This window comes from Steroidobacter flavus (assembly GCF_042651805.1).
Taxonomy (GTDB): Bacteria; Pseudomonadota; Gammaproteobacteria; order Steroidobacterales; family Steroidobacteraceae; genus Steroidobacter; species Steroidobacter flavus.
This window is the reverse complement of sequence record NZ_JBHSDU010000002.1, coordinates 147307-167028: the sequence shown is the minus strand read 5'-3', so window position 1 is coordinate 167028 and position 19722 is coordinate 147307. Positions and strand designations below refer to the sequence as shown.

General features: G+C 62.1%; 20 protein-coding genes. 9 read left to right on the top strand and 11 right to left on the bottom strand.

All coding sequences use genetic code 11. The annotated features are described in order from the left end of the window. Positions 1-29 precede the first annotated feature (29 nt). Genes mreD through ACFPN2_RS04890 form a run of 7 tightly spaced genes read left to right on the top strand, consistent with a single transcriptional unit; the run spans position 30 to position 6662 of the window. Complete coding sequence (mreD, locus tag ACFPN2_RS04920; protein ID WP_380595511.1) at positions 30-509, top strand: rod shape-determining protein MreD; 480 nt, start codon at positions 30-32, stop codon at positions 507-509. 21 nt (positions 510-530) lie between these two features. Next, the gene (gene mrdA, locus ACFPN2_RS04915) at positions 531-2492 is read left to right on the top strand and encodes a penicillin-binding protein 2 (RefSeq protein ID WP_380595510.1); all 1962 of its coding nucleotides are present in this window, start codon (positions 531-533) and stop codon (positions 2490-2492) included. Continuing rightward, positions 2489-3628 (top strand): rod shape-determining protein RodA, encoded by a 1140-nt coding sequence (gene rodA / locus ACFPN2_RS04910; protein ID WP_380595509.1) that lies wholly within the window; start codon positions 2489-2491, stop codon positions 3626-3628. Before mrdA ends, rodA begins: the two co-directional genes overlap by 4 nt. Before the next feature lie 2 nt (positions 3629-3630). Next, positions 3631-4608 carry a lytic murein transglycosylase B gene (mltB, locus tag ACFPN2_RS04905; RefSeq protein ID WP_380595508.1) on the top strand — a complete coding sequence of 326 codons (978 nt, stop codon included), beginning with the start codon at positions 3631-3633 and terminating at the stop codon, positions 4606-4608. Between the two features lie 47 nt (positions 4609-4655). Next, positions 4656-5429, top strand: a complete 774-nt coding sequence (locus tag ACFPN2_RS04900; protein WP_380595507.1) for a septal ring lytic transglycosylase RlpA family protein — start codon at positions 4656-4658, stop codon at positions 5427-5429. Positions 5430-5455: 26 nt separating this feature from the next. Next, positions 5456-6337, top strand: a complete 882-nt coding sequence (locus ACFPN2_RS04895; RefSeq protein WP_380595506.1) for a D-amino acid aminotransferase — start codon at positions 5456-5458, stop codon at positions 6335-6337. Between the two features lie 52 nt (positions 6338-6389). Next, positions 6390-6662, top strand: coding sequence for a YbeD family protein (locus ACFPN2_RS04890; protein ID WP_380595505.1), 273 nt, complete (start codon positions 6390-6392; stop codon positions 6660-6662). Positions 6663-6742: 80 nt separating this feature from the next. On the opposite strand, the gene ACFPN2_RS04885 is transcribed toward ACFPN2_RS04890, so the two are convergent. The 9 genes from ACFPN2_RS04885 to ACFPN2_RS04845 form a co-directional block, all read right to left on the bottom strand. Continuing rightward, the gene (locus tag ACFPN2_RS04885; RefSeq protein WP_380595504.1) at positions 6743-7726 is read right to left on the bottom strand and encodes an NADPH:quinone oxidoreductase family protein; all 984 of its coding nucleotides are present in this window, start codon (positions 7724-7726) and stop codon (positions 6743-6745) included. A 25-nt stretch (positions 7727-7751) separates the two neighbouring features. Continuing rightward, a complete protein-coding gene (gene lipB, locus ACFPN2_RS04880; RefSeq protein ID WP_380595503.1) occupies positions 7752-8420 on the bottom strand; it encodes a lipoyl(octanoyl) transferase LipB in 669 nt (222 codons plus the stop codon). Between the two features lie 31 nt (positions 8421-8451). Then, positions 8452-9459, bottom strand: a complete 1008-nt coding sequence (lipA, locus tag ACFPN2_RS04875) for a lipoyl synthase (protein WP_380595502.1) — start codon at positions 9457-9459, stop codon at positions 8452-8454. A gap of 203 nt (positions 9460-9662) precedes the next feature. After that, complete coding sequence (locus tag ACFPN2_RS04870) at positions 9663-10931, bottom strand: tetratricopeptide repeat protein (RefSeq protein WP_380595501.1); 1269 nt, start codon at positions 10929-10931, stop codon at positions 9663-9665. A gap of 249 nt (positions 10932-11180) precedes the next feature. After that, positions 11181-11609 (bottom strand): ExbD/TolR family protein, encoded by a 429-nt coding sequence (locus ACFPN2_RS04865; RefSeq protein WP_380595500.1) that lies wholly within the window; start codon positions 11607-11609, stop codon positions 11181-11183. Positions 11610-11639: 30 nt separating this feature from the next. Then, complete coding sequence (locus ACFPN2_RS04860; RefSeq protein WP_380595499.1) at positions 11640-12077, bottom strand: ExbD/TolR family protein; 438 nt, start codon at positions 12075-12077, stop codon at positions 11640-11642. Positions 12078-12134: 57 nt separating this feature from the next. Beyond that, on the bottom strand, positions 12135-12890 hold the full coding sequence (locus ACFPN2_RS04855) for a MotA/TolQ/ExbB proton channel family protein (protein ID WP_380595498.1): 756 nt from the start codon (positions 12888-12890) through the stop codon (positions 12135-12137). 118 nt (positions 12891-13008) lie between these two features. Further along, positions 13009-13650 carry an energy transducer TonB gene (locus tag ACFPN2_RS04850; protein WP_380595497.1) on the bottom strand — a complete coding sequence of 214 codons (642 nt, stop codon included), beginning with the start codon at positions 13648-13650 and terminating at the stop codon, positions 13009-13011. Between the two features lie 523 nt (positions 13651-14173). After that, the gene (locus ACFPN2_RS04845) at positions 14174-14797 is read right to left on the bottom strand and encodes an energy transducer TonB (RefSeq protein WP_380595496.1); all 624 of its coding nucleotides are present in this window, start codon (positions 14795-14797) and stop codon (positions 14174-14176) included. 201 nt (positions 14798-14998) lie between these two features. Here ACFPN2_RS04845 and ACFPN2_RS04840 point away from each other — a divergent pair, with 201 nt between their 5' ends. Next, a complete protein-coding gene (locus ACFPN2_RS04840; protein WP_380595495.1) occupies positions 14999-17173 on the top strand; it encodes a TonB-dependent receptor in 2175 nt (724 codons plus the stop codon). Positions 17174-17228: 55 nt separating this feature from the next. Next, positions 17229-17912 (top strand): Fe2+-dependent dioxygenase, encoded by a 684-nt coding sequence (locus ACFPN2_RS04835; protein ID WP_380595494.1) that lies wholly within the window; start codon positions 17229-17231, stop codon positions 17910-17912. Here the strand turns inward: ACFPN2_RS04835 and murU are convergent. Together murU and ACFPN2_RS04825 are read right to left on the bottom strand one after the other, a co-directional pair. After that, positions 17876-18571, bottom strand: coding sequence for an N-acetylmuramate alpha-1-phosphate uridylyltransferase MurU (gene murU / locus ACFPN2_RS04830; protein WP_380595493.1), 696 nt, complete (start codon positions 18569-18571; stop codon positions 17876-17878). The two genes, ACFPN2_RS04835 and murU, sit on opposite strands and share 37 nt — an antisense overlap. An 8-nt stretch (positions 18572-18579) precedes the next feature. Next, on the bottom strand, positions 18580-19629 hold the full coding sequence (locus ACFPN2_RS04825; RefSeq protein WP_380595492.1) for an aminoglycoside phosphotransferase family protein: 1050 nt from the start codon (positions 19627-19629) through the stop codon (positions 18580-18582). Positions 19630-19722: the final 93 nt, after the last annotated feature.

Below are 19722 nucleotides of genomic sequence, written 5' to 3'. Positions count from 1 at the left end.
CTTCCCAGTCAGGGCCCGGACGAGCCATCGTGAGTGACGGTCGTATCAGTCGCGTGCGCGTCACCTTTACGGTGATCCTGGCGATCATTTTCGCAGTGCTGCCGCTGCCCGAGCCGATCAACGCGGCCCGGCCGGACCTGCTGTTATTGCTGGTGATTTACTGGTCGCTGAGCGCGCCCCGCATCGCCGGCCTGCTGTTCGCCTGGCTGTGCGGCCTGTCCATCGATGTGCTCAAAGGCATCATTCTCGGGCAGCACGCGCTGGCGTTTCTGGCGGTGGCTTACTTGACTCACAAATTCCAGCTGCGTATCCGTATCTTTCCGCTCTCCCAGCAGACGCTCACCGTGTTTGCATTCCTGGCGCTGTATCAGTTCATCGTCTTCTGGCTGGATGGCATCATCGGCCAGCCGGTCACGACCTGGATGCGCTGGCTGCCGGTGATCAGCGGCGCGATTCTGTGGCCCATCCTGGTCGCCGGGCTGGATACCTGGAACCGGCGGAACCGCTAGCGGTCCGTCACCGAGTTAGCGATGTCTCGCTCCGTCCGCATCAAGGATCATCACGCCGAAAGCCAGCTGTTCGAACAGCGGGCGGTCATCGCGGCCGTGCTCATGGTCATCGCCATGGGCCTGGTGATCTCGCGCCTGGTGTGGCTGCAGGTCGTGAAGTACGACTACTTCGCGGACCTGTCGCAAGGTAACCGGATTCGTATTGAGCCGATTCCGCCCAACCGCGGCCTGATCCTGGATCGCAACGGCCTGCCGCTCGCGACCAACGCGCCGTCCTATCAATTGGAATTGACCAAGGAGCAGGTCGAGGACATCGACGCCACCTTGAACGGCATCGCCGAGATCGGGCTGATCGACAAGGACAACATTCCCACCATCAAGCGCGACCTGCGCGGCCGGCGCAGCTTCGACGCAGTGCCGATCAAGCTGCAGCTCACCGAGGTCGAGGTGGCTCGTTTTGCAGCCCGACGCCATCAGTTTCCGGGCGTCGAGATTCGCCCGCGTCTGACTCGGTATTACCCGCTGGCCGAAAGCAGCGTGCACGCCATCGGTTATGTCGGCGCGATCAGCGAGGACGACAAGAAACGTCTGAACATCGACGAATACGCCGGCACCACGCTCACCGGCAAGAACGGCGTCGAGTACGCGTACGAAGGTCAGCTGCACGGCAAAGCCGGCATGCAGCAGTTGCTGGTGAATGCCCAGGGCCGCAGCGTCGAGCGCATCGGTAACGAAGCCGCAAAGCTCGAGCGCAAAGAGCCGGTGTCCGGCAACGATCTGTACCTGACCATCGACATGCGCACTCAGCAGGCGGCGGAAGAGGCGCTGCGCGGTCAGCGCGCGTCGGCCGTCGCGATCGATCCCAACAACGGCGACATTCTCGCGTTCGTCAGCACGCCGGCGTTCGATCCCAATTTGTTTGCTCGCGGCCTGACGCGTACCGAGTACCTGGCGCTGACCGAGAATCCGGATCGGCCGATGTACGACCGCGTGATCCGCGGCGTGTATCCGCCCGGCTCGACGGTGAAGCCGATGATGGCGATGGCGGCACTGGACGCGGGTGTGGTCACGCCGGAGAACTCGGTGTTCTGTCGTGGCGCCTATCGCATGCCCGGCGTCAGCCGGCCGTGGCGCGACTGGAAACCCGGCGGTCACGGCACCGTCGACATGCGCAAAGCCATCGCGACCTCGTGCGACGTTTATTTCTACGGCATCGCCAACGAGATGGGCGTGGACCATATTCACGACTATCTGTCGCAGTTCGGCATGGGCGCCCTCACCGGCATCGATATTCCCGGTGAGAAAACCGGTTTGCTGCCGTCCACCGAGTGGAAGAGGAAAGCGTTCCGTCGCAAGGAAGCGCAGATGTGGTTCCCCGGCGATACGATCAGTATCGGTATCGGTCAGGGCTATATGAATGCGACGCCGCTGCAGCTGGCGCATGCCGCCGCGACGATCGCCAGTCGCGGTCATCGCTTCAAGCCGAGACTGGTGCGCGCCATTCGCAATGTGACGACCGGTCAAATCACGGAGCTCAAGCCGGCGGAGCTGCCCTCCCCGCACGTCAAGGATCCCGCTGCGTGGGATATCGCGGTCGGCGGCATGTATGACGTCGCAAACGCGCCTTACGGTACCGCGCGTGGCGCGACCGCCAATGCGCTTTACAAGATCGCGGGTAAGAGCGGCACGGCGCAGGTGTTCACCGCCGCCGCCAACGAAAGGGTGAAGAAGGCCGGCGAGTTGGTGGAGCATCTGCGTGACCACGCGTTGTTCATTGCGTTCGCTCCTGTCGAAGCACCACGCATCGCGGTTGCCATTGTTGTTGAAAACGCCCCGGGCGGTGGCTCGGCATTCGCGGCCCCGATTGCCCGTCGCATCCTCGATACCTATTTGTTGACGCCCGAGCAGCTGGCAGAGCAGGAAGCGAAAAAGAAGCCGGCGCCCGCCGCAGCGCCGCCTCCACCGCGTCGAGGTGAGGAATGAGCATCGATACCATCGATACATCACGGACTCAGCGCACGCTGACCGGCACCGCGCAGCTGCTGCTGGCATTGCATCTCGACGGCCCGCTGTTCATCGCCCTCTGTATGGTCGGTGCGGTCGGCAGCATCGTGCTGTTCAGCGCCTCGGGCAGCAGTCTCGACATGCTCGAAGCGCAGTTGATGCGTTTCGCGCTCGGTTTGATCTCGATGATCATGCTCGCTCAAGTGCCGCCGCGGATCATTCGTAATGCCGCGCCGGTCGCCTGGGTGCTCGGCCTGCTCCTGCTGCTGGCGGTGATGTTCCAAGGCGATATCGCGATGGGCGCGCAGCGCTGGCTCGACTTGGGCTTCGTGCGCTTCCAGCCGTCCGAAATCATGAAGCTCGCGGTGCCGCTGGCCTGCGCATGGTTTCTGCATGAGCGGCCATTACCGCCGAGCTTCACATCGTTGTTGGTGCTGGCCCTCGGCATCGGCATTCCGACGTTGATCATCGCCGAGCAGCCCGACCTGGGCACGGCGCTGCTGGTCGCCGCGGGCGGCGGCATGGTCGTGCTGCTCGCCGGCTTGCAGATTAAATACATCCTTTCGGTGGTCGGCTTGCTCGTGCCGGTCGCGGTGGGCGCGTGGCATTTCTTGCTCCACGATTATCAGAAACAACGCGTGCTCACGTTCCTCGATCCGCAAAGCGATCCGCTGGGCTCGGGCTATCACATCATCCAATCGCAAATCGCGATCGGCTCGGGCGGCGTGTTCGGCAAGGGTTATCTCAACGGCAGTCAGGCGCAGCTGGAGTTCCTGCCGGAGCGCTCCACCGACTTCATCTTCGCGGTGGTCGGCGAGGAATGGGGCCTGATCGGCCTGGTGACCATCATTCTGCTGTTCATGTTTGTCATCGGTCGGGCGTTGTATCTGTCCGCGACCGCACATGACACGTTCTCGCGGCTGGCCTCGGGCAGCCTGGCGCTGACGTTCTGCGTGTATGTTTTCGTCAATACCGGCATGGTCACCGGCCTGCTTCCGGTGGTCGGCGTGCCGCTGCCGTTCGTCAGCTACGGCGGTACTGCAATGGTGACCCTCATGGCCGGTTTCGGTATTCTCATGTCCTTGTGCGCGAAGCGGAAACTGGTGAGCCGTTGAGATTGAATCTGCTATCCCTTGCGCCCTTGGTCCTGTCCGCTGTTGCGTCGCCTGCGCTCGCCTTCGATATCAAGCGCCCTGAAGTCCGCTCCTTCATCGATACCATGACGCGCGAGCACGGCTTCGAGAAAGCCAAGCTCGAAGCGCTGCTGAAGACCGCGGAGACCAGGCAACCCATTCTCGATGCCATCAGCCGCCCGGCCGAGCGCGTCGTGCCCTGGTGGGAATATCGCGAGCGTTTCCTCACGGACAAGCGCATCAATCAGGGCGCCGACTTCTGGGTCGGCCATGGTGAGAAGCTCAAGCAAATCCCCGATCCGCAGCTTGCGAACATCGTGGTCGGCATCCTCGGCGTGGAGACCTCGTTCGGCCGCATCACCGGCCGCTACAAGGTGCTCGATGCGCTGGTGACCTTGGGCTTCGATTACCCGCCGCGGGGCGAATTCTTCCTCGGCGAGTTGAAAGAATTCCTGTTGTTGTCGCGCGAGGAGAAGGTCGATCCGGCCACCGTGCTCGGCTCCTATGCCGGCGCCATGGGCGCGGCGCAGTTCATCTCCTCCAGCTATCGCAAGTGGGCGGTGGACGGCGATGGCGACGGTCATCGCGACCTGTGGCACAGCTGGGACGACGTGATCGGCTCGATCGCGAATTATCTGGTCGAAAACGGCTGGGTGAACGGTCAGCCGGTGGCGGTCGACGCCACCTTGAGCAACCCGGACCTGTCGCGGTTTGACGCCAAGTTGGCTTTGAACGAGACCGTGCAATCATTGCGCGACAAGGGCGTGAAGTTCGAGACCGATCTGCCGCCGGACGCGCCTGCCATGCTGGTCGTGGGCCAGGGCAAGGACGGGCCGCTGTATCGGGTCGGCTTCAACAACTTCTACGCCATCACGCGGTATAACCGCAGTCCGATGTATGCCATGGCGGTACACGACTTGGGCGAGGCCGTTCAGAACTTCATGAGGGATACCGAGAGATGAGGACGCGGGCCTGGCGACCCTCAACGTCTCATCGGCTTCCTCTGCTATTGGCTCTGATCGTCGCCGGCTGCTCCACGCCGCCTTCGGTCATCAGCCCGCCCAAGCATCCGACGCTGCCGCCGCCCGGGCCCATCCCGGCGGACATAGAAAACATTCCTGACCCCGTGCCTCGCGCCGAGCCCAAGTCGGCTCGCGGCAATCCGCCGTTCTACGATGTGCTGGGCAAGCGTTATTTCGTGCTCAACACCGCCGAGGGTTACCTCGAGCGTGGCGTCGCGTCCTGGTATGGCCCGGGCTTCCACGCCGCCAATACCTCCAACGGCGAAAGCTACGACATGTATGCCATGACCGGGGCTCATAAGACTCTGCCGCTGCCTGCGTATGTCCAAGTCACAAACTTGAGCAACGGCAAGCACGTGGTCGTGCGAGTGAACGACCGCGGGCCGTTCAAGGAAGGTCGCATCATCGATCTTTCCTACACCGCCGCCGCCAAGCTCGGCATGATCAAGGCCGGCACGACGTTCGTCGAAGTGCGTGCGCTCACGCCGATGCAAAAGTCGGCACCGCCGCCTGCACCGGCCGCCACGTCCGATTTGTATGTACAGGCAGGAGCGTTCGGCACCGAAGCCAACGCAAGCAAACTGCTCGGACAGCTACGATCCAAAGGCATCGACAATGCGTTCGTGCGTGAGGACCAGGTCGAAGGAAAGACCCTGTACCGCGTGCGTGTCGGTCCGATTCCGAGCGTCAACGAATTTGATAAAGTGGTGAAACGTCTGCGCATGCTCGGCTTCCCCGACGCCCGCCTCGCCGCCGACTGATTCATCGCACGCAAATGAACTAAGCCATGCCCGATCCGCTGCCGCAGTGCTACCTCAATGGCGAGTATGTAGCGCTGCGCGATGCTCGAATCTCGCCGCTCGACCGTGGCTTTCTGTTCGGCGACAGCGTGTACGAAGTGCTGCCGGTGTTCGGCGGACGGATGTTTCTGTTCCGTGAGCACTTCGACCGGCTGGCTCGCAGCCTGCGTGAGATCCGCATGGAGAATCCGCACACTCACGAGGAGTGGCGCGGCATTCTCGAACAACTGATCGCTCGCAATGCCAGCAGCGATTGTTATGTTTATGTCCAGGTGAGTCGTGGCGCGGAGTACGGGCGCAATCACGCGTTTCCGGTCGTGGCAGTCAAGTCCACTGTGTTCGCGATGGCCTCGCCTCTGCCCGTCTTCACCGATGCTCAGCGCGCGGCTGGTTTGTCCGCAATCACGGTGGAAGATTTTCGCTGGGGGCGATGTGACATCAAGAGTACGGCGTTGCTCGCCAACGTGCTGATGAAACAGCAAGCGGCGGACGCGGGCGCCAACGAAGCCATCATCGTGCGCGACGGCGACGTCATGGAAGGCTCGTCGACCAGCGTGTTCGTCGTGAAGAACGGTGTGGTCGCCACGCCGCCGAACAGTCACCGCATTCTCCCCGGCACGACGCGCGACGCCGCGCTGTCGCTCGCGAACAATGTCATGCCGGTGGACATTCGTCGTATCTCTGTGGATGAGCTACGGAACGCGGACGAGGTCTGGATCTCCGCCGCAACTCGCGACGTGCTGCCCGTGACGCGCATCGACGGCGCGCCGGTAGGCACCGGTCGCCCGGGCCCGGCGTGGCTGCGCATGGCGGACGCTTTCACCAAACTCCGCCAGCAACTGGCCGGCACCCCGGCCTACACGCCCTGAGGGATGAATTGCGGCTTGACTTAGCGCCGCCCTGGCCGCATATCGGGCCCCTATGACCGATACCAGCAAAGACACCCTGTTCGAGTTCCCCTGCGACTTCCCCCTGAAAGTCATGGGCCGACACACGGACGACTTCCGCAGCATCGTGCTTGGCATCGTACAGAAGCACGCCGGCCCAATCGAAGCCTCCAACATCGAAGAGCGGCCCAGCAGCAGCGGCAGCTACCTGAGCCTCACCTGCACGTTCACGGCACAGAGCAAACAGCAGCTGGACGATTTGTACCGCGAGCTCACCGCGCATGAGCGCGTGATGGTGGTGCTGTAAACGTTTCGATGAGCCTTTCGAGACCGCCGCCACCCTATCGGCAGCGGGAGGGTCAGGTAGGTCCTCCCGGCAGCTTCGAATTAGTCTTCCGCGACCCGAATAACAACCTTCCCTGTCGACCGCCGCGTATTCAAAACATCGAGCGCCTCGGTAAATCGATCCAAACCTTCGAGCTCAGTAACGTGAGGCTTGATCTTCCCGCTCTCAAACAGATCGAACAGCGCCTTCAAGTTCGACGCATGAACCGCCGGCTCCTTCCGGGTGTGCGCGCCCCAGAAGACGCCGACGAGTGAGCAGCCTTTGAGCAAAGCGAGATTCAGCGGAATCGCGGGAATCTTCCCACCAGCGAAGCCGATAACGAGATAACGCCCGTTCCAAGCCATCGAGCGAACGACCTGCTCGGCGAAGTCCGCGCCGACCGGGTCGTAGGCGACGTCGATGCCGCGGTCGCCAGTGAATTCCATCACCTTCGCTTTGATCGTGTCCTGCGTGTAATTGAACACCGCGTCCGCGCCGTGACGCTTCGCCAGTTCCAGTTTCTCGGGCGTACTCGCACCGGCCAGCACTCGAGCACCGAGCGCCTTGCCAATCTCGATCGCGGTCAAGCCAACGCCGCCGGCCGCGCCTAGCACGAGCAATGTTTCTCCCGGCTGAATGTTTGCTCGCTGCACGAGCGCGTGATACGTCGTGCCGTAATTCACCAAGAAACCAGCGGCGGCGGCCATGCTCATCGAGCCAGGCAACGGAATCAGTGTATGCGAAGGAGCAACGCATTCTTCAGCGAGTCCGCCCTGCCCCGCCATCGCAAGCACGCGGGCACCCGGTTTGAACTCTGTAACGTCGGATGCGACTTCAGTAATCACGCCGGCGACTTCATTCCCTGGCGTATACGGCGCTTCCGGCTTGACCTGATATTTGCCCGCCACCATCAGCGCATCGGGAAAGCCGAAGCCCACCGCGTGCACTCGGATACGAACATGGCCGGGCTTCAACGCCGGCGCGGGAATCTCTTTTACGGAAAGCTCAGGAGGCGGCCCATAGCTGCTGAGAACGACTGCTCGCATGGCGGAACCTTCGCATGGTTGTTCGCTAGCCGACGCCCGGCGTCAGCTGCAACGACGCAAGCAGCCGCGGCGACAACGCATCCGCGACTTCCTGCACACTTGCGTTCACGCCCAGCGAGCGAAGATCGGTCACTTCCAGGCCGCGATAGCCGCAGGGGTTGATGCGCTGGAACGGCTGGAGATCCATCGCAACATTGAACGCGAGGCCATGATAGCTGCTGCCGCGGCGGATCCGCAGCCCGATGCTGGCAACTTTACGTCCGTTTACATACACACCGGGCGCTTCGCGCTTCGCGACCGCCTCGATGTTCCACGATGCGAGCAGATCGATGACGGCACTCTCCAGCGCCATCACCATTTGACGCACTCCCAGTCCGGCTCTTCTCACATCCAGCAACGGATACACGACGAGTTGTCCCGGCCCGTGGTACGTCACTTGCCCGCCGCGATCGATCTGCACGACGGGAATATCGCCGGGCGCGAGCAGATGCTCCGGCGCGGCATTCATGCCGAGCGTGAAAACGGGAGGATGTTCGAGCAGCCAGATCTGGTCGGGCGTGCTCGCGTCACGCTCGTTGGTGAACGTTTGCATCGCACGCCAGGTGGGCTCGTAGTCGACGCGGCCCAACCAGCGCACCACCGGCTGCGTCGGACTCGACGTGTCGGCGGTGGCTGCTACTGTGGAATTCGACATGAGCGCGAGAGTGGCAACGCCACTCGTTTCATCAAGGACTGCCGACGGCAGGTTTCAATCCTGCATTGTTTCTTTCCAGCGCACGCTCGGCCCGATAGCTCGAGCGCACCAGCGGCCCGGACACGCACTCGAGGAAACCTTTCGCCAGCGCCCACTCGCGATATTTCTCGAACTCGGCGGGCGTGACCCAGCGCTCGATGGCGAGATGATTCGGCGTCGGCCGCAGGTACTGGCCGAGCGTGAGGATGTCGACGCCGACCGTGCGCATATCGTTCATCGCGGTCTCGATCTCTTCGTCGGTCTCGCCGAGGCCGAGCATCAAGCTGGTCTTGGTCAGCACGTCGGGACGGAACCGTTTGGCGTGGCCGAGCACGGCCAATGTTTGTTCGTAGCTGGCGCGCGGGTCGCGCACCGGATGAGTGAGACGACGCACCGTCTCGACGTTCTGGGCGAACACTTCGAGCCCGCTGGCGACGACCGTTTCGACATCGGCCATCACGCCCTGGAAATCCGGCGTCAGCGCTTCGACCGCGGTGTTCGGATTGAGACGTTTGATCTCACGCACGCTCGCGGCGAAATGAGCGGCGCCGCCGTCGGGCAGATCGTCGCGATTCACCGAGGTGAGCACGACGTATTTGAGCTTCATCAGCTGCACGGTGCGGGCGCTGTTGGCCGGCTCTTCGGCATCGAGCCAACCGTGCGGGTTGCCGGTGTCGACGGCACAGAAGCGACAGGCGCGCGTGCAAACGGCACCCATGAGCATGATGGTGGCGGTACCGGCATTCCAGCACTCGCCGATGTTCGGACATTTAGCTTCTTCGCAGACCGTCGCGAGCCGATGTTCCTTCACCGTGTTCTTGACGGAATCGAAGCCGCGGCCGGCCGGCATCGGGGCACGCAGCCAGGTGGGCTTGCGACCGAACTCGACGGGAGCGGATTGAGCAGACGCCTTGATCCCGTCCTTGATGGCGCTGAAGCCCTGCGGCGTACGGTACTTGTCGCCGCTACGAACGATGGGGATGCCTTTGAATTCGGTCACTGAAGGCTCACTAAAAACGGCCGGCTGCCGGCATTAGATGGGGACGGCCCGGCAGCAACCAAGGCGGCCATTCTAGCCGAATCGATCACGGCCGGCCGAATGTGGGGCCGAAACGAAAAAGCCCGGCGATAGCCGGGCTTTTTAAGTCAGATCAGAGCCCGGCCGGGAGCCGGGCTTCTTCGACATTACGTCAGATGGGTCGATCAGGTCGACTGGGCGCGAACGGCCCACAGGTCGGCCAGGTCGTTCCACTTCGAGCCATCCTTCACCTGGTTGAACGCCTGCTTGGCCTGGTCCTTCTGACCCTTCTTCAGGTAGGCGATGCCGAGGCTGATGTTGGCCTCGTCGAGATCGGTCACGCCGGTGCCGGTGCTGATGCCCTTCTGCAACGCTGCGATGGCCTTGTCGGTCTCGCCGTAGCTCAGATAGGCCTGACCCAGCGCGACGCTCGGCTGGCCGGAGCTGGACTTGTCAGCCGCGGTGGCGAGCTGTGCGAGCTCGGCACGGTCGGCGTCAGCCTGCTTCTTGGCCTGGGTCAGCAGGCGGTCATAGCGGCCCTGCTCGGTCTTGTCGGCGCTCTTCAGCACGCCCGCATCCATGCCCTTCTGCACGATGCTCTGAGCTTCGCCCGGCACGCCGGCGTCGATCGCCAGCTGCGCCATTTCCACGAAGTCGCCCTTGTCCTTCAAGGTGCCGACGTCGTTCATCAGGCGGTAGTAGCCGAGGGTCATGCGGTCGCCGCTCGCCTTACGGCGATAGATGTCCAGCAGGTTTTCCCAGTAGTCGGGCTTCGGGTAGTAGCGAACCATGGTCTTGAGCGCCTCGCCGATGCCGTCCTTATCCTGCGGCTGCATCTTGAAGTACGAGCTCATGACGATCTGGATCCAGTTCTCGTCGGGCTTGCGGCCGGCCTTCTCGGCGTTCTTGACCACGTTGCTCATGGTCGCGGCGGCGCCCTTATAGTCATTCAGCAGATACTGCGACTGACCGAGCAGGATGCCCATGTCTTCGGTGTTCGGGTGCTTCTCGAGCCACTTCTTGGCCCAGGTCGACGCCTTGTTGTAATCCTTCATCTGGAAATACAACTGGGCGACCGTCTTGGTGCGCTCGTCGACCTGGTCGGCCGGCATCAGACCGGAGTTCAGCATGCGCTCAAACACCGGCGCGGCTTCGCCGAACTTCTTCTGCTGAATGAGCACGAAGCCCATGAATTCGTCGATCTGATAGGCCTCGAACGGGGTCTTCTTCTCGACCGCGGCGGCCTTCTTGATCTCGGTGAGTGCCGCGTCCCACTGCTTCTTCTGCATGGCCTCCTGGGCGGCCTTGAGCGGAACGGCGACGGCCTTGGTGGTGATCTTGTTCTGCGCCTTGTCCTCGGCGGCCTGCGCCGTGGGGGCCAGCAACGTCACCGCGGGAACCACGGCTCCCAAGGCCAGAGAAATCGCGACGGCAATACTTCGTACTCGAGTCATATGGTTTCCCGATCTATAACTAAGGGCGAATCGACCCACAGCCCACACAAATCGTGCCTGAGCTTATGACCGCGTTCCGGGCCATAAATTCGCTGGCCGCCGCGTCCGTACGGCGTGCAAGGGTATACCGAAAACTGTGAGTCGTTGACTACAAACGATCGGCGGCGGGAATTGTTTCGACCCCCGCCGCCTGAAGAGCTTATCCGAACGGCATCGCATCAGCCCGGGCATGAACCCGGGCTGAATCGATCACTCGCCCATGAATTGTTCGTTGCCGACGAAGCCGATGCGCTGCATGCCATTGCGCTGGGCCAGAGCCAGCACCTTGGCGACCGTATCGTAGTTCGCACGACGCTCCGGACGCACGTGCAGCTCGGGCTGCGGATTCTTAGCCGCTTCAGCCCGGAAGTAGCCTTCCAGCTGATCCAGCTGCACCAGCGAGCCGTTCCACACCACGCTGCCGTCCCAGTCGATGTCGATACGGATCGGCTCCTGCTGAACCTGATTCTCCGGGGGCGGACGATTGGTCTGGGGCATATCCAGCTTCACGGCGTGCGTCATCACCGGCAAAGTGATGATGAACATGATCAGCAACACCAACATGACGTCGATCAACGGCGTCGTGTTGATATCCATCATGGGTTCGTCTGCACCACCGCCGCCTACACTCATTGCCATGGCAAATACCTCTTCTAAGGGGCGCGGCGCTTAACGCGAGTTCGCGCCCGGCTCGGTGATGAACCCGACTTTCTGGATACCGGCGCGTTGCGCGGTGAGAATCACGCGACCGACGAACTCGTAACGCGTGGCCTGGTCGGCACGCACGTGGACTTCGGGTTGCGGCTTCAACACAGCGGCGCCCTTCAGGCGCTCCAGCAATGCGGCGGTATCCGGGATCAGGGACTGGTTCCAGAAGATCTGGCCATCCTTGTTCACCGAGATATTGATGTTTTCCGGCGCGGTCTTGGTCGCCTCGTTACGGACCTTGGGCAGCTCGACCGGGATGGTGTGCGTGATCACCGGGATGGTGATCATGAACACGATCAGCAGCACCAACATGACGTCCACCAGCGGCGTCGTGTTGATCTCGGACATGGCCTTGTCCTCGGTCTCCGAGGGAGCGTACATGCCTTGATATGAACTCATAACGTGCTCCGATGAAGAAAGGCCCCGGATCCGAGAGTGGATCCAGGGCCGTTCACATTACTTGCGGGTCACCGCAGCGGCGGGGGCAGCGGCCGGAGCGCGGCCAGCGGCCGGGAGCGGGCCGGACTCGACGCGGGCGCCGCTCACCAGGTAGGCGTGCAGGTCCGAGGCGAAGTAACGCAGCTTCTCGATGATGTCCTTGTTACGACCCAGGAGCCAGTTGTAACCCCACACGGCCGGCACGGCGACGAACAGACCGATGGCGGTCATGATCAACGCTTCACCGATCGGGCCAGCGGTCTTGTCGAGCGAGGCCTGGCCGGCGAGGGAGATCTGGATCAGCGCGTTGTAGATGCCCCACACCGTACCGAACAGACCGACGAACGGAGCCGTCGAGCCGGTGGTGGCGAGCACCGACAGACCGGTGTTCAGACGCTTGGTGATGGAGTCGACCGTGCGGTACAGGGACGCGGTGATCCACTCGTGCAGCGGGATCTGATCGGTCAGGCGGCCTTCGTGATGCTGGGCGGCGCGCAGGCCGTCTTCCACCATCATACGGAACGCGTTGTCCTTGCCGGTCAGCTTGGCAGCGCCGTCACGGATGTTGCCGGCGGACCAGAAGCCCTTCTCGACTTCCTTGTACTGCTTGAACAGACGGCGCTGATCCCACGCCTTGGTCAGAATGATGTACCAGGAGGCCAGCGACAGGATCACCATGATGATCAATGTGCCGTGCGCGACGACGCCACCCTGCTCCCACAGTGCTTGTAGGCCGAAGGGGTTTTCGACGTTTTCGGTGTTCGGAGCTGCCATGGAACGATGTCCTCTACGATTAAATCAATGACCTGAAAGTCAAAGGGGTGGAGTTTTACTTGCCGTTCTTGCCATTACGGGGGCCCGGCTACGGGCCCTGAGTCACGCAATACAAGCCTCAGTCCGTGAGTTTGAATGTGACGGCGAACTGCCCCCACATCGGAACCGGTTTGCCATTCTCGGTACCGGGCACCAGGCGCCAGGACCGCTTCACTTCGCGCACCGCCGCTTCGTCCAGGCGGGGGAAACCGCTCGACTGCTTCACTTTGGCTTCGCCGACACGGCCGTTCTCGAGCACGTAGACCTCGAGGATGACAGTGCCCGCTTCGCCGGCACGACGCGATGAAGGCGGATATTCAGGCTGCGTCAGCGGCCGGCGCGAATCGGACTTCGGCGCCGTGCGCGACACCGGAGCCGGCGGAGCGGCGACCGGCGGCGGCGTGGTCGGCCGCACCTGAGTGGTCTGTTGAATCGCGTTGGTCGGCGGCGCGTCCGGCGCGATCGAGATGTCGATCTCCGGCGGCGGCACGAACGGCGGCGGGGTTTCAATCTTCGGCGGCGGCGGCGGCGGCGGCTCGTCCTGCTTCGGCGCCTCTTCGATCATGCGGGTTTCGATGGGGCCCAGCACGACGTCGATGATCTGATGGGATAGACCGGAATTCAGCAGCCAGAACATCCCGACGTGCAATCCGATAATGATCGCGAGGACGAGACCGCGGCGGGTGAAAAACGACGTGTCCGTGGCTGGTGCGTAGGGCATGCTTTGCAGCTCAACAAAAATAAAACACGGGGATCAAGGTCAACCCCGCATAGTTAGTGCGCAACCGTTAGTGGTCGTTCGATGCGTATGCTCATTGGGCATACAACCCCCGTTTCTGCCGGCCTTCACTCGCGCGTCCCCATCCAGGGATGGCCGGAATAAGTCCGTAAATTCCGTATTGACGCGTTGTCCTACAGACCGCAGAAACGGCGGGCAAGGTATAAAGTTTCTGCGAGGAAGGCAAGCACTCCGAAACAGAATCTACCTACTTGTAAACTAACTTTGATGATAGGAAACGCGAACCCAAATCCCCTTGCGCACCATTGATGTGCTCACGCCGCAGGCATTGCAGCACCATCGTGCACGGAAGCGGCCGCTCATGTAACTCGCCAAGCGACACACCGGTCACCGTACTGGCAACGATTACCGTAGTCGATTGTTCCACTCGATGATGAACGGCCGGCCCGGTCTCAACACTCTCTCCGGGACGACTTCATTTAGAGACAGCGCACGCGACGAATAGTTACGCCGACCCACGATTTAAAGCGAATTCGATGGGTATCAGCACCAGCGCCCGACGCGGCTCGCCGTCTTCCACGTAGGGGCGGAAGGCGGCGCGTAACACAGCGTCGCGCGCGGCATCGTCCAGTCGCGCATGGCCGCTGGACGTTTCTATTTCAATGCTGCTCGCCTCGCCCCGCTCATCGATCACGACTCGTAAGACGACCAGTCCCTGTTCTCTCAATCGCCGTGACTGAGGTGGATAACGGGGCGAAGGCTCGCGGACATATTCAACCGTCGACACTAACTTTGGTGTGCTCCGGTCCGCCGCTTGCGTGGCGGGCGGCGGCGGAGCCTGCACAGGAACAGTGATCGCTTTAGCCGAGGGCGCGAGCTCCGTGGGAATGTCGATCTGTGGCAGATCGGGCATCTGCAGAATCGGTTGCGGCGTTACCACGGCGACCTGTGGCAACTCCCTTCGCGGCGCAGGTTCAGGCTGAGATACGAAGGTCGCGGTCAGAGGCGATTGCGCAACAGCCAGTCGGATCTGAGGTGCAAAGGTGAGCGCCACATAGAGGCCGAGCGCATGCACGCCCGCAATGGTGGCGGCGACACACAGTCGCCGCGAATGATCTTCTGCGAACACGGCTCTTCTCGCGCTCGAAAATTTGCTTATCGAAGGAACGACAGCGCGAATCATGCCTTGGTAGATCCCCGGTTGCAAATGAGAACCTTTCTCACCTAAGGTGGGACTCACATAACAAAGAGCCAGCCAGTACCGGTGCGCCCCGCGCGCCCAAGTCCGCCAGCCCGACGTCGACTTCATTCATAAAGGGAGACTCAAGCTATGCGCGACTCTATGGTTGGGCGCCGCTCTACTCTTGCGGCCGCTGTATTCACCGCTCTGCAGGCCGCAGCTCCGCAGCTGCAAGCCGCGGACAGCGAGCCACAACAGATGCGGAAAATTCAGGTCGATGCTGTCGAAGACTCCGTGAAAACGGATGTGGCCTCCTCGCCGAAATATTCCCAGCCGCTGCTCGATACTCCGCAGACCATCCAGGTGATTCCGCAGTCGGTGATCCGGGATCGGGCCGCGACCACGCTGCGCGATGTCCTGCGCAACTCACCAAGCATCACGTTTCAAGCCGGCGAAGGTGGCGGCGGCTTGCCGGGCGATCAGAATTTTTCGATGCGCGGCTCCAGTGCGCGCAACAGCCTGTTCATCGACGGCGTGCGCGATGTCGGCAGTTACACGCGCGATTCGTTTAACCTGCAACAGGTGGAAGTGATCAAGGGCCCGACCGGCACGATGGCCGGCCGTAGCGCGACGTCCGGCGCGATCAATCAAGTCACGAAGACGCCTCATCAGGGAGACGCGCAGGAGTATTCGCTCGGTTACGGCAGCGACGATTACAAACGGGTCAGCAGCGACATCAATCTCGGTCTCGGCGACAGCATGGCGTTCCGCTTGAACGCGATGTATCACGATGCCGAAGTCTCGAATCGCGACGTGGTGGAGAACAAGCGCTGGGGCATCGCGCCTTCGTTTGCGCTCGGCCTCGGCACCGCCACGCGCTTCGCCGCCAGCGCGCTGTATGTCGAAGAGGACAATGTTCCCGACTACGGTTTGCCTTGGGGCTCGACCACACAAAACGGTGTGACATATCCCACCGGCGCGTATGACACGACGCCTCCGGTGGATCAAAGCAATTTCTATGGCCTGAAGCATTACGATTTCGAGGACATCGAGACCAAGAGCGGCACGCTGCAGCTCGAGCACGACTTCAGCGATCGCGTCACCGCGCGCAACGTCTTACGTTATCTGGACAGCGAGCGCTCCTCCGCGATCACGGCACCGCGTCCGCCAAACCGGCAGCTGCAACGTCGTGACATGGAGACCGAGAACATCACCAATCTCACCGATGTCACAATCGAATTCAGCACCGGCGCGATTGAACATACTCTGGTGACCGGTCTGGAACTGTCGCGCGAGACCACCGAAGGCCGCAACAGCTCGCAGACCGCCAATCAGCCGATCATTCCGGACTTCTTTCATCCCGATCCGAATCTGCTGCCGATCGGTCCGATGCCGGTCAACAGCGGCAATCCGTCCGAGACCGAGATCGAAGGCATCGGTCTGTATGCCGTCGACACTCTCAAGCTCACCGATCAGTGGGCGATCACCGCGGGCCTGCGTCGTGACAATGTGGATGTCGACTACCAGGCACGCGACTTCGCGACGCGCGCGGTGACCGAGTCGTTGTCTCGCTCGGACACAGAGATCACTTATCAGGGCGCGGTGACGTTCAAACCTGTCGCGGAGGGCACACTGTATGTCGCGTACGGCACAGGCTTCGATCCCACGGTCGACGCGGGCACCACCGGCTCGGGGCTGAGCAGTTTGCCCACGGCGGCGAATAACGTCAGGCTGCCGCCTGAAGAAAGCTCCAATCTCGAAGCCGGCGTGAAATGGGAGCTGCTAGATCGGCGGCTCGCGCTGAACGGCGCGGTGTTCCGCACCGAAAAGAAAAACCTGCGCACGCGCAATTTCAACACTGACCCGTTCATTCTCGACGGCAAGCAACAGATCGAGGGTCTGGAGCTGTCCGCTTCCGGCTTGATCACGGACGAATGGTCGGTGCTCGCGGGCGCGAGCTTTCTCGACACCGAATACAAGATCTCGCGCAACGCGCTCGAGCAGGGCCAGGAGCTGCCGCTGGTGCCGGAGTTCTCCGCCAACGCGTGGACGACTTATGTCTTCCCATTCGGCCTGACGGTCGGTCTGGGCGTGCAATACATCGACGACATGGTCCGCGCGCGTAACGCTCAGCTCGGCACGCTGGTGGTCGATGGCGCAACGCTGTTCGATGTGATGGCGAGCTACACCATCAACGACCACGTGTCGCTGCGGCTCAATGTGCTCAACTTGAGTGACGAAGAGTATGTCGACCGGTTTGGCGGCGGTCACTATGTGCCCGGCGCCGGTCGCTCGGCGCAGCTCACTGCATTCTTGAGCTTCTAAAGATCGAAGGGCCGCGAGCACGCTCGTGCCGCGGCGCTATCAGCGAGGCCGCCGCATGCTGTTACATGTCCCCAATGTCCTCACCGCCGAGCAGGTCGCCGAATGCCGCCGCCAGCTCGACGCCGCCGACTGGATCGACGGCCGCGTCACCGCCGGTCATCAATCGGCCAAAGCGAAAGACAACGCGCAGCTGCCCGAAGACTCCCCGGTCGCGCGTCAGCTCGGGCAGATGATTCTCTCGGCGGTGGAACGCAATCCGCTGTTCCTCGCCGGCGCGCTGCCGCTCAAGATTTTTCCGCCGCTGTTCAATCGCTACGCCGGCGGACAATCGTTCGGCAATCATGTGGACAACGCCATCCGACAGGTGCGTAACACTCCCCATCGAGTTCGCACCGACATCTCCGCGACATTGTTTCTTGCGTCGCCGTCCGAATATGACGGCGGCGAGCTGATGATCGACGACACCTACGGCTCGCACAGCGTGAAGCTGCCGGCGGGCGATCTGGTGCTCTACCCTGCCACCAGCTTGCATCGTGTGCAGCCAGTGACGCGGGGCGCGCGGATCGCGTCGTTCTTCTGGATTCAAAGCATGGTGCGCGATGACGGCGAGCGCACGCTATTGTTCGATCTCGATCTCGCCATTCAACGCCTGGGTGGCGATGTGCCCGATCATCCGAGCGTGGTGCAGCTCACCGGCCTGTATCACAACCTGCTGCGACGCTGGGCCGACGCTTCCTGATCGATCTGCTGCAGCTGTTGAGGCGTGCCGACGTTGTGCCACACGCCTCGATACAACTCGCCACTGACCCGATTCTGTCTGATCCAATTGAACATCAGCGGCGCGAGCGGAAATTTGCCAGGCGATGAGCCCGCAAAGAATTCCGGCCGCATCACCCCGATGTTGGCGTACGTGTAACGTTCGCCGTTATCGGTGAGCCGATCGCCCGCCAGACCGAAATCGCCGCGCGCATGAAAGTCCGGATTCGGCACGACCACGAAGTGGGCCATGTCGCTGGCCGAAAGTCTTTGGATGACGTCGCCCAATGGATACTCGGTCCACACATCGCCGCTGACGACGACGAATGGATCGGTCCCTGACGGGCCAGCAAGCAACGGCAGCGCCTTGAACACGCCGCCGCCGGTTTCCAGTGCGGCGTCGCCTTCGTCGCTGTATTGAATGCGCACGCCGAACTGCGAGCCGTCGCCAATGGCCGCGCGAATCTGCGCCCCCAGCCAAGCAAGATTGATGACGATCTCACGCACACCCGCGGCGGCAAGCGCCTCGATGTGATACTGGATCATCGGCTTACCCGCCACGGTCAACAGCGGCTTGGGAGTGTGGTCCGTCAGCGGACGCATACGCTCACCCCGACCGGCTGCGAGAATCATCGCGCGCATGGTGTGTCCTACAGCCGGGTCATCGCCGGGACGATGCGCTGTTCGATGAAGCCGGTGAGGAAGTCCAGGTCGCTGTAATTCTTCGTGACCTGCCTGACATAACTCAGCGTGCGCGGCAGATCCTTCAAGTAACCGGACTTGCCGTCGCGGTGATACAGACGCGCGAAGATGCCGAGCACCTTGAGCTGACGCTGCACGCCCATCAGATCGAACCAGCGCTGGAACTGCGCGGGATTCGCGCCCACATCGACGCCCTGGCGCTGACCCACGTCCCGGAAATGTTTGATCCAGGCGTGCACGCGCTCGATCGGCCACTGCACATACGAGTCGCGTAGCAGGGACACCAGGTCGTACGTCACCGGCCCCAACACCGCATCCTGGAAATCCAGAATGCCGGGATTGGCGCCGTGCCCGCCCTTATCGTGACTCACGCCGTCGGTGACCATGAGATTGCGCGAGTGATAGTCGCGATGAACGAACACTCGCGGCTGTTCCAAGGCTGCGGCGACCAGCGTGTCGAATGTATTGGCGAGCCCGACCACCTCGGTCTCGCTCAACTGCAGGCCGAGATGCTTGATACAGAACCATTCAGGAAACAGTCCCATCTCACGACGCAGCAGCGCATCGTCATACGGCGGCAGCTGCGCGGCGTGTTGACCAGCCCGCGCTTGAATAGCGACCAATGCTTCGATGGCCTCGCGATACAGCGGCTCGGCATCGGCACCGGCGTCCAGGTCGGCCAGATAGGTCCGCGAGCCCAGATCGGTGTTCAGCAAGAAGCCGTTGGTGTCGTCCCGATGCAGCACCTTGGGCGCGTTCACCCCCACATCGACCAGCATGGCCGAGACGCGGATGTACGGCCCCATGTCCTCTTTACCCGGCGGAGCATCCATGGCAATCCAGGTGTGCCCCTGGCGCGAAACACGGAAATAACGACGGAAGCTGGCGTCGGCGGAGGCCGTGGTCACCGTGAAATCGCGCGCACCGAACAGCCCGGCGAGCCAGAGCTCGAGCTGTTGCAGACGCAGGTCGGAACCATCGTTTGAAAGTGAGGACACGCGAGACGCTGCTCCAATTTTGGTGTGGGACGTAAATAGACGGCCAGCGAAGAACGGCGCTCATTATAATCGCCCCCCGATGCACCGAACTGC

What these genes read in the sequence shown, in the direction of transcription:
- ACFPN2_RS04835 (WP_380595494.1), top strand. Translation starts at nt 17,229, where the DNA reads ATGCTGTTACATGTCCCCAATGTCCTCACCGCCGAGCAGGTCGCCGAA.
- ACFPN2_RS04885 (WP_380595504.1), bottom strand. Translation starts at nt 7,726, where the DNA reads ATGCGAGCAGTCGTTCTCAGCAGCTATGGGCCGCCTCCTGAGCTTTCC.
- ACFPN2_RS04865 (WP_380595500.1), bottom strand. Translation starts at nt 11,609, where the DNA reads ATGGCAATGAGTGTAGGCGGCGGTGGTGCAGACGAACCCATGATGGAT.
- ACFPN2_RS04870 (WP_380595501.1), bottom strand. Translation starts at nt 10,931, where the DNA reads ATGACTCGAGTACGAAGTATTGCCGTCGCGATTTCTCTGGCCTTGGGA.
- murU (WP_380595493.1), bottom strand. Translation starts at nt 18,571, where the DNA reads ATGCGCGCGATGATTCTCGCAGCCGGTCGGGGTGAGCGTATGCGTCCG.
- rodA (WP_380595509.1), top strand. Translation starts at nt 2,489, where the DNA reads ATGAGCATCGATACCATCGATACATCACGGACTCAGCGCACGCTGACC.
- lipB (WP_380595503.1), bottom strand. Translation starts at nt 8,420, where the DNA reads ATGTCGAATTCCACAGTAGCAGCCACCGCCGACACGTCGAGTCCGACG.
- ACFPN2_RS04890 (WP_380595505.1), top strand. Translation starts at nt 6,390, where the DNA reads ATGACCGATACCAGCAAAGACACCCTGTTCGAGTTCCCCTGCGACTTC.
- ACFPN2_RS04850 (WP_380595497.1), bottom strand. Translation starts at nt 13,650, where the DNA reads ATGCCCTACGCACCAGCCACGGACACGTCGTTTTTCACCCGCCGCGGT.
- ACFPN2_RS04860 (WP_380595499.1), bottom strand. Translation starts at nt 12,077, where the DNA reads ATGAGTTCATATCAAGGCATGTACGCTCCCTCGGAGACCGAGGACAAG.
- ACFPN2_RS04895 (WP_380595506.1), top strand. Translation starts at nt 5,456, where the DNA reads ATGCCCGATCCGCTGCCGCAGTGCTACCTCAATGGCGAGTATGTAGCG.
- mrdA (WP_380595510.1), top strand. Translation starts at nt 531, where the DNA reads ATGTCTCGCTCCGTCCGCATCAAGGATCATCACGCCGAAAGCCAGCTG.
- ACFPN2_RS04855 (WP_380595498.1), bottom strand. Translation starts at nt 12,890, where the DNA reads ATGGCAGCTCCGAACACCGAAAACGTCGAAAACCCCTTCGGCCTACAA.
- ACFPN2_RS04840 (WP_380595495.1), top strand. Translation starts at nt 14,999, where the DNA reads ATGCGCGACTCTATGGTTGGGCGCCGCTCTACTCTTGCGGCCGCTGTA.